Here is a 12,294-nt window from a genome sequence, read left to right on the forward strand (position 1 = left end):
GAGATTTTTATCTAATAGGTGTATATCAGGCGCCGATCAGGCACCTTGCCCTAAAATCTGCCGCAAACTGTTGCACAGTCGGGCACATTGCTCGGGCGATCCTACGGTAATACGCAAATATTGCTCAATGCGTGGCTGGCGGAAATGGCGCACCAAAACCCCTTGTTCACGCAAAGCCTGCTGAATACCTGCTGCCGAATGCTTAGGGTGCGTTGCCATCAAAAAGTTCGCTTTGGAAGGCAGAATCTCGAAACCCAATTGCTCCAGATCAGCACGCAACTGCTCGCGAGCATCGATCACGGCCTGACACTGGCGTTCAAAGTACTCGGTATCTTTCAGCGAAGCCACGGCACCCACCTGGGCAATCGTGTCCATCGGGTAAGAGTTAAAGCTATCCTTGACGCGTTCCAGAGCCTGGATGATCTCGGCGCTGGCCAAGGCATAGCCTACGCGCAGACCGGCCAGAGCACGCGACTTGGACATGGTTTGAATCACGACCAGGTTGTCGTACTTTTCCAGCAAGCCCACAGAAGACGTACCGCCGAAATCGACGTAAGCCTCGTCCACCACCACCGTGGTATCGGGGTTGGCAGCCAGGATGGCCTCGATGTCCGTCAAGGACAGCGGAATACCAGTAGGTGCATTGGGATTGGCGAAAATAATGCCGGCAGGTTTCAAGCTGCGCTCGCGCACATAGTCCTGCACATTCAGCGTGAAATCATCGCGCAGCGGCACGATATCAGCCGGGACACCAAAGTACGAACAGTATGTGGTGTAGAAGCTGTAAGTGATATCGGGTAGCAGTACGGGACGCACACCACGCAGGAACAAGGCGCTGAACACATGGGCCAGGACTTCATCCGAGCCATTGCCCAAAAAGACATTGTTCGCTTTTACGCCGTGGTTATGGGCCACGGCGTCACGCAGTTCCTGCGCGCTGTAGGAGGGGTAAAGACGTAAATCATCGGTCGCCGCCTGGCGGATCGCTTCCAGCGCCTTGGGCGACGGACCGAAAGGATGTTCGTTTGTGTTCAGCTTCAAGAGGTTATCCAGCTTGACCTGCTCGCCCGGTACATAGGGAGAAAGCCCAGCTACATGATCACTCCACAAACGACTCATTACGCATCCTTCAGATAAGGGTTTTTAGATGATTTGAATTCAATGCGTAAAGGCGTACCTTCCAGCTTGAAGGCCTCGCGAAAACGCGTTTCCAGATAGCGGCGGTAACTGTCCGAAATAGCATCCAGGGCGTTGCCGTGAATCACCACAATCGGAGGGTTCATGCCACCTTGGTGAGCATACCGCAACTTGGGACGGAAAATGCCTTTGCGTGGCGGCTGTTGCTGTTCCACCGCTTCTTGCATGATGCGAGTGAGCTTGGGGGTAGACAGCTTGGAGAAAGCAGCAGCGTGTGCGGCATTGATCGACTTGAGCACAGGATTGATCCCCTGCCCTTTCAGAGCCGACAAAGTATGCATCTTGGCAAAGTTCAGGAAGCGCAATTTGCGATCAAACTCGCGCTTGATCCACTCGCGCTGGTATTCGTCCAGACCATCCCACTTGTTGATACCCACGACCAGCGCACGGCCCGTTTCCACCACAAAGCCCGCAATGCTGGCGTCCTGGTCAGAAATTTCCGTGTGCGCGTCAATCATCAGCAAGACCACGTTACATGCTTCAATCGCCTGCAAGGTCTTGATAACGGAGAACTTTTCAACAGCCTCGAACACTTTGCCGCGCTTGCGCAGACCGGCGGTATCGATCAGGGTGTATTCCACCCCGTTGCGCTCGAATTCGATTTCAATGGCATCGCGAGTCGTACCAGGTTGGTCAAAGGCAATAACGCGCTCTTCACCCACCAGGGTATTGATCAGGGTGGACTTGCCCACGTTAGGACGGCCCACAATCGCCAGCTTGATACGGTGCTGGAAGTCCTCGTCATCCTGGCCATCGTCTTCAGACTCAGGAGCAGGAACTTGCTCCAGCGCCAGATTGATCAGCTCTTCCACGCCGTCGCCATGAGAGGCAGAGATCAGGTAAGGCTGACCCAGGCCCAGTTCGTGGAACTCCACGCCACCGGCCTCGTAACGCATGCCTTCGGCCTTGTTGACGGCCAACAGCACTTTCTGCCCCAGCTTGCGCAGCAACTGCGCAATTTCCAGATCCAGCGCATTGACGCCTTCACGGGCATCAACCAGGAAGACGACCACATCCGCTTCAGCAATGGCTTGCTGGGTCTGGCGGGCCATTTCCAGCAACATGCCGGTTTTGGCCACAGGCTCAAAACCGCCCGTATCGACCACGATATAGGGTCGGCTACCTACCCGGCCTTCGCCGTAATGACGGTCACGAGTCAGACCAGGGAAGTTCGCCACCAGCGCCGCGCGCGAACGCGTCAGGCGGTTGAACAAAGTGGACTTGCCGACGTTGGCACGACCGACCAAAGCCACTACGGGCTTAAAAGAAACGCTTTTCAATTGATTCCAACCAAGACCAAATTACCATTGCCGGTCTGGACCAGAACCCCACGCGAGGTTCCGACCAAAGGCGACACAATGGCACCACCGCCGACACTGACCCGGCCCAACAAGGTGCCGTCCAGTCGCGATAGAAAGTGAACATAGCCTTCCATGTCACCGGCGGCGAGCGCCTGGGGCAGGACGGCCAAAGGAGCCAGACCACGGTTACGCAAGGCATTCTGCGTCCAGATGGTTTGCCCGTCTGTCATGGCAAACGCTTCAATCTGGTCGCGGCTATTAGCGGCATACAACATATGGTTGTCCGCTGCGATACCGGTACCGGCCGAAAATTCCCTATCCCATACCAGACGACCACCTTGGGAGACGTCAAAGCAGGCAACGCGACCTTGATAGGTTGCACCGCACAGCAGGGGATCGATGACCTGGGGAGCACCCACGACATCATTAATGCGCTCCAGATCGGTCGCGCCGCGGGAAACAGAAATACTGCCTTCCCACACCAGATGACCTTGAGCCGCGTCAATCGCCATCAAGCGGCCATTGGGCATACCAGCCAGAAGCAGGCCGTCGATAATGCGCATTTGCATGCTGGTTTTCAGCGACAAGGCTGGACCGGGACGCTGCAGGCTCCAGCGCAGATCACCGGTGCTGGCGTCAAAGGCTTGCAGGCGGTAATCGCTGGTGCGAACCACTACGACACCGGCACCAACAGCAGGAGGCACATTCACGGCGCTGCTGCTACGGCTGCGCCACAATTCCTTGCCCGAGTCGTCAAACGCAATCACGTTGCCGTCCACCGAAGCAACCGCAGTCACTACACCGTCCGAACCGGCTCCGGCTGTCAGCTTCTTGCCCGCGTTGGTCGACCACTGCACACGACCCGTTTCCAGATCTACCTTGCTGACCTGACCGGATACGGCGGCTGCATAGACCGAGGAACCGGTCAACTGAGGTGCAAAGCCTGAATCCGCACCGCTACCAATGGATGTGCTCCAGCTAATCTTGGCGGCCACACCCGGTGTGTACTCCGTCAAAGGAGTCGGTTCAAAGCGAGGGTCCTTGCTGGAGAACATGGAGCAACCGGCCAAAGCGGTCAGGCTCAGGGCCAGTGCGCTCAAGCGCAGTGCACGCATGGCAGACGATGGGGATTTGCGAATAGAAGGAAGAGACATGAATTAAGCTCCTGCCAGGGCATCAAGTTTGATCTGTACCAACTGGGAAATAGGGTCTTGCTTGAGCAACTCCACAGCCTGTTTCCAGGCCTCGCGCGCTGCATCGTTCTGTCCTTGAGCGGCCAGAATATCGCCTTTGCGATCTGCAAACAGACCGGCAAAGCTGGCAGGAGGGTTCGTCAACTGAGCCAGGGCATCGTCGTAATTCTTCTGTTCCAGCAAAATACCGGCCAGACGCAGGCGTGCCAGCGGAGTCAAGGCTGGGTCGTAGTTGGTTTTGACCATCCACTCCAGTTGCTCACGAGCAGGCGTCAGATTGCCACGCTGCTGCAAGGCCTGGGCAGCCAGCAAAACACCACGAGAGGTGTAGCCGGACTTGGGGAAATCGTTACGCAAGGTCGTGCTGGCTGCCAGCACGCGGGCATCGGCCTCTTCGCCAGTCTGGGCAGCCGCGCTTTCCAGTGCCTCAAAGTAACCCATGGCCTGTCCTGCCTGATGGCCCTGATACCACTGCCAACCGCGCCAACCTGCTACCGCCGCCAAAGCGACAAACGCCAGCACAATGCACAAGGTGCCCCAGCGGTCCCACCATGCCCGCATGGCATCTAGTTTTTCCTGTTCTTCAAGATCGTAGGCCATGCTCAAATCCTTGCTGACAAAACACTGGCGAGTTCAGAAAAATCAACAGACTGTTGTTGCTCGGCGCCATCCGCAGCACGCAACCATTTCACACTGGCCTGTTCTTTTTGGAGTTCATCGTCACCCAAAATCACGGCAGCCTGCGCGCCACTGGCATCAGCCCGTTTGAACTGGGACTTGAAGCCACTGGAGCCTGCGTGGACAATCACCTGCAAACCGGCATCACGCAATTGCTCGGCCAAGAGCGAAGCTTTGCGTTGCGCCGCCTCGCCTTGATGAACCATATATACCTGGCATTCGGGGATGGCTGCCTGCTCACCATCTTGCGAGCACAGATCCAGCAAACGCTCCATACCGATAGCAAAGCCGACGGCTGGAGAGGGTTTGCCACCCATCAATTCGATCAGGCCGTCGTAACGGCCACCACCGCACACCGTACCTTGCGCACCCAGACGGTCAGTTACCCACTCGAACACGGTCAAGTTGTAGTAATCCAGACCACGCACCAGACGCGGGTTCAGTGTGTAAGCAATACCGGCATCGTCCAGACGGTCGCACACGCCCTGGAAGTGAGCACGAGACTCCTCGCCCAGGAAGTCGAACAGGCGTGGGGCCGCATTTGCCATTTCCTGCATGGCCGGATTTTTTGTATCCAGCACACGCAAGGGATTGGTGTACATACGACGCTGGGCTTCTTCATCCAGTACGTCTTTATGCGCTTCCAGGTGTTCAATCAAGGCTGCACGATGAGCCGCGCGCTCTTCAGCCTGCCCCAGGGAATTGAGTTCCAGACGGATATCCGTCAGACCCAGTTTTTTCCACAAACGAGCCAGCATGACGATCAGTTCGGCATCCACATCCGGGCCGGGCAAACCCAAGGCTTCCACATCGATCTGGTGGAACTGGCGGTAACGGCCACGCTGCGGGCGCTCGTGACGGAACACGGGACCCAGCGCATACACGCGATGCGGCCGATCGTACAAAAGATTATGTTCGATAGTGGCGCGCACCATGCCCGCCGTAAATTCGGGGCGCATGGTGAGCTTGTCGCCGTTCAGCGAGTCGGTAAAGGAATACATTTCCTTTTCGACAATATCGGTGACCTCACCAATACCACGGGCAAACAACTGGGTATGTTCCAGTACGGGCGTACGCATATTGCGATAGCCATAACTGGCCAACCATTCCCGCACCAGAGCCTCCAGGGCTTCCCACTGTGCGCTTTCACCCGGTAAGGTGTCTTTCATGCCCGTCAGGGCGCGGAGCTTTTGAAACTGCTGCGTCATAATTCTAATGGTTTGCTCGCCATAGACTGACAAGCGTGTTGATCAAGCCGTTGATGTTTTGCCGTAGCGGCGCTCAACGTAATTCTGGACAATGGTCTGAAATTCCTGAGCGATAGTATCACCCTTCAGGGTAACGACCCGCTCGCCGTCCACATAGACCGGTGCCGAAGGCACTTCCCCGGTTCCCGGCAAACTGATGCCAATATCGGCGTGACGGCTTTCCCCCGGACCATTGACCACACAGCCCATCACCGCGACGTTCATGGTTTCCACGCCGGGATACTGATCTTTCCAGACAGGCATCTGGTCACGCAAATAGCTTTGAATATCATTGGCCAGTTCCTGGAACACCGTGCTGCTGGTGCGACCACAACCTGGACATGCCACCACCATAGGGGTGAAGGCGCGCAGACCCATGGTCTGCAAGATTTCCTGCGCCACCACCACTTCACGGGAGCGATCGCCACCGGGTTCGGGGGTCAGGGAAATACGAATGGTGTCGCCAATGCCTTGCTGCAGCAAGACCGACAAGGCGGCGGTCGAGGCCACAATGCCTTTGCTGCCCATCCCCGCTTCGGTCAAACCCAGATGCAAGGCGTAATCGCAGCGCGCGGACAAATCCTGATAAACAGTAATCAAGTCCTGTACATGGCTGACTTTGCACGACAGCACAATACGTTTACCGTCCAGACCCAATTCTTCGGCACGCTGGGCATTGCTGATGGCAGAAAACACCAGGGCATCACGCATGACAGCCTGTGCCGTCCAGGGATTCGCCCGTTCATTGTTCTCGTCCATCATGCGCGCCATCAGCTCGTGATCCAGGCTGCCCCAGTTCACGCCAATGCGTACGGCCTTGTCATAGCGGCAGGCAATCTCGATCATCTTGGCGAAGTTGTCGTCCCTGCGCTTGCCACCACCCATATTGCCCGGATTGATCCGGTACTTGGACAAGGCTTGCGCACACTCAGGGAAGTCCGCCAGCAGTTTGTGGCCGTTGTAATGAAAGTCCCCCACCAAGGGAACATTCACACCCATCCGGTCCAGTTGTTCACGGATAGCCGGAACCTCCCGGGCCGCTTCGGGAGTGTTAACGGTAATACGCACCAGCTCGGAACCAGCACGCGCCAGCTCTTTAACCTGAATGGCAGTTGCAATGGCATCGACCGTATCAGTGTTGGTCATGGACTGAACCACCACCGGAGCCGAGCCCCCCAGTTTCACCACATGATTGCCCCAACGCACGTCAACCGTACGCGTTACCCGCTTGGGTTGGGCACCCACCGGCAAGGGTTGGCAAGCAGAGGGAGTTTCTGGGCCCTGCGTCATTTCTTCAAATCCTTGAGCCAATCAAATACCAGCCATTCCTGGGGAATCCAGCCCCGATCAATGGCGTAAAAACCAGCGACCAACAACAACACAACAATAATCAGAATCCAGATCCAGCCAAAACCGCCACGGGAATCGGCATACAGGCTCAAATCCGCACTGGACAGGCCCGAACCGGACTGACTGCGGGGCACGGGCTTGGGCGCGGCCGTATCACTGACCTGCGCTTCCAGCATGACCAGTACAGCGGACACATCCGCCTCCAGAAAGCGCGCGTAATTGCGCACCATGCCACGCAAGGGCTGCCCACCGGGCAACTGGTCCCATTCCTGGGCCTCCAGGGCCTCTAGCTGGCGAACCGAAAACTTCAAGCGCGTGGAGGCTTCGTTCAGCGAACAGGATCGCGCCAGACGCAGTTCACGCAATGTAGGGCCTACACCTGAGCCCGTTTCCGGAGCCGATTGGTTGGAGGGGACCAGAGTCTCGCTCATGCACGTTCCTGTTTGATTTGAATAACAGCACGATCAGGCAAACGCTGTTCGATACGGGTGCGATCACGAATATCGCCCGCCAACTGTCCGCAAGCGGCAGCAATGTCATCGCCGCGCGTCTTGCGTACTGTGGTTACCACCCCACCATCCATCAGCCTTTGGGCAAATTGTTTGACCCGTGCTGCTGAGGAGCGTTTCAGACCGGACTGCGGAAAAGGATTGAAAGGAATCAAATTAAATTTACAACGCACGATACGTGCAATATCCAACAGTTCCTGCGCATGCTGGTCGGTATCGTTAATCCCGTCCAGCATGATGTATTCAAACGTGATGAAGTCACGCGGGGCGTGCTCCAGATAGCGATTACAGGCATCCAGAAGCTCGGCCAGCGGGTACTTCTTGTTCAGCGGCACCAGACGGTCGCGCAAGGCATCGTTAGGAGCATGCAGCGAGACGGCCAGCGCCACCGGGCAATCCTGGGCCAGACGGTCCATCATGGGCACCACGCCGGAGGTCGAAACCGTCACACGGCGGCGCGACAGGCCGTAGGCATTATCGTCCAGCATCAGGCGCAAGGCACCGAGCACCTGATCATAATTGAGCAAGGGTTCGCCCATGCCCATCATGACCACATTGCTGATGACGCGCGTACTGGTTTGCTCGGCATCGCCAATGCGGGCCGTTTCAGGCGCGCCCAGCAAAGCACGGCGGGCAAACCAGAGCTGGCCAATGATTTCAGAGGTTGTCAGGTTGCGGTTGAAACCCTGGTAACCCGTAGAACAGAATGGACAGGCCACCGTGCAACCAGCCTGGCTGGAAATACACAGGGTGCCCCGGTCGTCCTCGGGGATGAAAACCGCTTCGACGGCATTGTTGCTGCCAACATCAAACAGCCATTTACGGGTGCCGTCGGTAGAAATATGTTCATGCGACATGCTGGGCGCGGTAACAACACAATTAGCCGTCAACTGTTCGCGGAACTCGCGCGCCAGATCAGTCATCTGCCCAAAATCGTCCTGTTGACGCTGGTGTATCCAGCGCTGCAATTGGCGCGCGCGGAAAGGCTTGCCACCCCATTGGGCGACCAGTTCAACAAGTTTCTCCGGGCCCAGGCCCAGAAGATTGGTAGGTTCGAGCGATGACATAAAAAAATAATACCTTCACGCGCTACGGCATTTACTTTTTTGCACAGGCGCAAAAAAGTCTCTTTCTGTTGGATTTGCCCGGCTCACCGGAAATCCGGTGAGCCGGGCAAGTCTTGCTCAGAGTGCCGCCAATACTGCGCGGTTTAACAAATTAACGGCTGTAGACGTTGCACTCTGGGAAGAAGAAAGCGATTTCAACAGCGGCTGTTTCTGGGGCGTCAGAGCCGTGAACAGCGTTAGCGTCGATGCTTTCTGCGAAGTCAGCACGGATGGTGCCAGCGTCAGCTTTCTTGGGGTCGGTAGCGCCCATCAGTTCGCGGTTCTTGGCAATGGCGCCTTCGCCTTCCAGAACTTGTACGAATACAGGACCGGAAACCATGAAGTCGACCAGATCCTTGAAGAAAGGACGCTCGGCGTGCACGCCGTAGAAGCGCTCGGCTTCGCCACGGGACAGGTGAACCAGGCGACCAGCGATCACTTTCAGGCCAGCGCCTTCAAAGCGGGAAACAATCTGACCGATCACGTTTTTAGCAACGGCATCGGGCTTGATAATGGACAGAGTGCGTTCAATAGCCATGTGAAAATCCAATTAAGAACAATATAGTGTAGTCTTTGCTGCGTAAAGCAAAATGCAGATCCGACGGTTCGCGCTAAATTTTTTAATGAAAACAAGCACTTTCATCAGATTTACGGCAACCCGGCATTTTACCACGCCAAAGACGCGCGGCCACATCTTAAAATAGTGCATCTTACATTCGTTTTTTACCCAGGATTAGTCCAGCCTGACGCCGCGCCCTCCAGCACGTCACCAGGCAGACAGACCGCATCACCATGACCAACTCATCCGCAACGACCTCCGACGAGCAGTTATCCAAGAGCTTTGAACCCCAGGAAATCGAAACGCGCTGGTACGCGCGCTGGGAGCAAGCCGATCTTTTCAAGGGCGGCCAGCACGTCCAGCCCTTGGGTGACCATCAGTCCGAACCCTTTGTCATCCAGTCCCCGCCACCAAACGTGACCGGGACCTTGCACATGGGTCACGCCTTTAACCAGACCATCATGGATGGCCTGACGCGCTACCACCGCATGAAAGGCGACGACACGGTCTATATTCCCGGCACCGACCACGCCGGGATTGCCACCCAGATCATCGTGGAACGCCAGCTTGATGCCCAGAACATCAGCCGCCACGACCTGGGCCGCGAAAAATTCCTGGAAAAAGTCTGGGAGTGGAAAGAGAAGTCGGGCAATACCATTACCGGCCAGTTCCGCCGCCTGGGCGCGTCCTGTGACTGGAGCCGCGAATACTTCACCATGGACGACAACCTGTCCCGTGGTGTGTTGGAAACCTTTGTCCGCCTGTACGAGCAAGGTCTGATTTACCGTGGCAAGCGCCTGGTGAACTGGGACCCCGTGCTGGGCACCGCCGTGTCTGACCTGGAAGTGGTCAGCGAGGAAGAAGACGGCCATCTGTGGGAAATCAGCTACCCGCTGACAACCCCTCAGGGCGGCATCACGCATCTGACTGTTGCCACCACCCGTCCCGAAACCATGCTGGGTGACGTCGCCCTGATGGTGCACCCAGAAGACGAGCGCTACACCAGTCTTATTGGCCAGACCGTCACCCTGCCCCTGGTTGGCCGCTCTATTCCGATCATTGCAGACGACTATGTAGACCCGGCCTTTGGCACGGGCGTGGTCAAGGTTACGCCTGCCCACGACTTCAATGACTACGCCGTTGGCCAGCGCCACGGTCTGGAAATGATCAGCATCCTGACCCTGGATGCCCATATCGCCGACACGGCTCCCGAAGCCTACCAAGGCCTGGAGCGCTTTGCTGCCCGCAAGCAAATCGTGGCTGATCTGGAAGCCCAGGGATTTCTGCACGCTGTCAAACCTCACAAGCTGATGGTGCCACGTGGCGACCGCACCAATACGGTGATCGAGCCCATGCTGACCGACCAGTGGTTTGTCGCCATGAGCAAGCCCGCCCCTGAAGACTCGCTGCACCCCGGCAAGAGCATCACCGAGGTCGCCTTGGACGTGGTGGCCGATGGTCGCGTGCGCTTCTACCCCGACAACTGGTCCAACACTTACAACCAGTGGCTCAATAACATTCAGGACTGGTGTATTTCCCGCCAACTGTGGTGGGGTCACCAGATTCCTGCCTGGTACGCCGAAGATGGCCGCCTGTTTGTTGCCCGTTCAGAAGAAGACGCTCTGGAACAAGCCCGCGCCGCTGGCGTGACCGGCCCTCTGCGTCGCGACGAAGACGTGCTGGATACCTGGTTCTCCTCCGCCCTGGTGCCCTTTACCGATCTGGGCTGGCCGGAAGAAACGCCTGATCTGGCCCGATACCTGCCCTCCAGCGTGCTGGTGACTGGTTTCGACATTATTTTCTTCTGGGTTGCCCGCATGGTCATGATGAGCATGCACCTGACCGGTCGCGTTCCTTTCAACACCGTCTACGTTCACGGACTGGTGTGCGATATGGAAGGCAAGAAGATGAGCAAATCCAAGGGCAATACCATTGACCCGGTGGATTTGATCGATGGCATCGATCTGGAAAGCCTGTTGCACAAGCGCACCTTTGGCCTGATGAATCCCAAACAGGCACAAAGCATCACCAAGCGCACCAAGAAAGACTATCCCGACGGCATCCCCGCCTTCGGTACGGACGCGCTGCGCTTTACCATGGCCGCCTACGCCACCTTGGGCCGCAACATCAACTTCGACATGAAGCGTTGCGAAGGCTACCGCAACTTCTGCAACAAGCTGTGGAACGCCACCCGCTTTGTGCTGATGAACACCGAAGGCCATGAGCTGCACACCGACGCCTCTGCCGAACTGAGCTTTGCAGACCGCTGGATCATCAGCCTGCTGCAAGGTCTGGAACAAGACGCCGAGCGCGGTTTTGCCGACTACCGTTTCGACAACGTCGCCAACGCCATTTACCACTTTGTGTGGGACGAGTACTGCGACTGGTATCTGGAACTGGCCAAGACCCAGATCCAGAACGGTACGCCCGAGCAGCAACTGGGCACCCGCCGCACCCTGATCCGTGTACTGGAAGTAGTGCTGCGCGTCGCGCACCCCATCATCCCGTTCATTACGGAAGAGCTGTGGCAGAAAGTGTCGGTTGTGGCTGGCAAGCGCGCTGCGGACGAAACCACCAGTATTTCGGTCCAGCCCTACCCGATTGCAAACCTTGCTGCCATTGATGAGCAGGCCGTGGCCCAGGTTGCCGAGCTGAAAGCCCAGGTGGACGCCATTCGTGCCCTGCGCGGTGAAATGAATCTCTCGCCCGCCCAGCGTGTACCTCTCGTTGCCCAAGGTGACGCCGCAATCCTGACTGCCAACAGCCCTTACCTGGCCAGCTTGTGCAAACTGGAAAGCGTGGACATCGTGGACCAGCTCCCCGCCGACGCAGGCGCCCCCGTGCAAGTTGTGGACACCACCCAACTGATGCTGCACGTAGAGATCGACGTGGAAGCGGAGCGTATCCGTCTGTCCAAGGAAATCGAACGTCTGCAAGGCGAAATCAGCAAGGCCGAAGGCAAGTTGGGCAACGCCAGCTTTGTGGAGCGCGCACCCGCCGCCGTGGTTGAACAAGAGCGCCTGCGCGTGGCTCAGTTCGGTGAAACACTGCTCAAGGTGAAACAGCAGTTTGATCGTCTGGGCTAATTACTTGAACTAAGCCCCGGCGACAAGAAAAGGCCCTGCAATACTGCAGGGCCTTTTTTTATATCATT

At 57.1% G+C, this 12,294-nt stretch carries 10 protein-coding genes; 1 reads left to right on the forward strand and 9 read right to left on the reverse strand.

Annotation, left to right across the window (positions count from 1 at the left end; translation table 11 throughout):
* Positions 1-36: 36 nt before the first annotated feature.
* The 9 genes from hisC to ndk form a co-directional block, all read right to left on the reverse strand.
* A complete protein-coding gene (gene hisC / locus JYG33_RS06195; RefSeq protein ID WP_207875130.1) occupies positions 37-1,119 on the reverse strand; it encodes a histidinol-phosphate transaminase in 1,083 nt (360 codons plus the stop codon).
* Positions 1,119-2,477, reverse strand: coding sequence for a ribosome biogenesis GTPase Der (gene der, locus JYG33_RS06200; RefSeq protein ID WP_207875131.1), 1,359 nt, complete (start codon positions 2,475-2,477; stop codon positions 1,119-1,121). Before der ends, hisC begins: the two co-directional genes overlap by 1 nt.
* Positions 2,474-3,613, reverse strand: coding sequence for an outer membrane protein assembly factor BamB (bamB, locus tag JYG33_RS06205; protein WP_207875755.1), 1,140 nt, complete (start codon positions 3,611-3,613; stop codon positions 2,474-2,476). Before bamB ends, der begins: the two co-directional genes overlap by 4 nt.
* A gap of 42 nt (positions 3,614-3,655) precedes the next feature.
* Positions 3,656-4,291, reverse strand: coding sequence for a tetratricopeptide repeat protein (locus tag JYG33_RS06210; protein ID WP_207875132.1), 636 nt, complete (start codon positions 4,289-4,291; stop codon positions 3,656-3,658).
* Between the two features lie 2 nt (positions 4,292-4,293).
* Positions 4,294-5,577, reverse strand: coding sequence for a histidine--tRNA ligase (gene hisS, locus JYG33_RS06215; protein ID WP_153230436.1), 1,284 nt, complete (start codon positions 5,575-5,577; stop codon positions 4,294-4,296).
* A gap of 42 nt (positions 5,578-5,619) precedes the next feature.
* Positions 5,620-6,906: a flavodoxin-dependent (E)-4-hydroxy-3-methylbut-2-enyl-diphosphate synthase gene (ispG, locus tag JYG33_RS06220; protein WP_207875133.1), complete on the reverse strand. Its 1,287-nt coding sequence runs from the start codon at positions 6,904-6,906 to the stop codon at positions 5,620-5,622.
* Entirely contained in the window at positions 6,903-7,397 is a 495-nt protein-coding gene (locus tag JYG33_RS06225; protein WP_207875134.1) for a helix-turn-helix transcriptional regulator, read from the reverse strand. Before JYG33_RS06225 ends, ispG begins: the two co-directional genes overlap by 4 nt.
* Positions 7,394-8,542, reverse strand: a complete 1,149-nt coding sequence (gene rlmN, locus JYG33_RS06230) for a 23S rRNA (adenine(2503)-C(2))-methyltransferase RlmN (RefSeq protein ID WP_207875135.1) — start codon at positions 8,540-8,542, stop codon at positions 7,394-7,396. The genes JYG33_RS06225 and rlmN overlap by 4 nt, the downstream gene beginning before the upstream one ends.
* A gap of 151 nt (positions 8,543-8,693) precedes the next feature.
* The gene (ndk, locus tag JYG33_RS06235) at positions 8,694-9,119 is read right to left on the reverse strand and encodes a nucleoside-diphosphate kinase (protein ID WP_207875136.1); all 426 of its coding nucleotides are present in this window, start codon (positions 9,117-9,119) and stop codon (positions 8,694-8,696) included.
* Positions 9,120-9,373: 254 nt separating this feature from the next.
* Between ndk and JYG33_RS06240 the strand changes: the two genes are divergently transcribed.
* Entirely contained in the window at positions 9,374-12,226 is a 2,853-nt protein-coding gene (locus JYG33_RS06240) for a valine--tRNA ligase (protein WP_207875137.1), read from the forward strand.
* Positions 12,227-12,294: the final 68 nt, after the last annotated feature.

The organism is Alcaligenes sp. SORT26 (assembly GCF_017377875.1).
Taxonomy (GTDB): Bacteria; Pseudomonadota; Gammaproteobacteria; order Burkholderiales; family Burkholderiaceae_B; genus Alcaligenes; species Alcaligenes parafaecalis.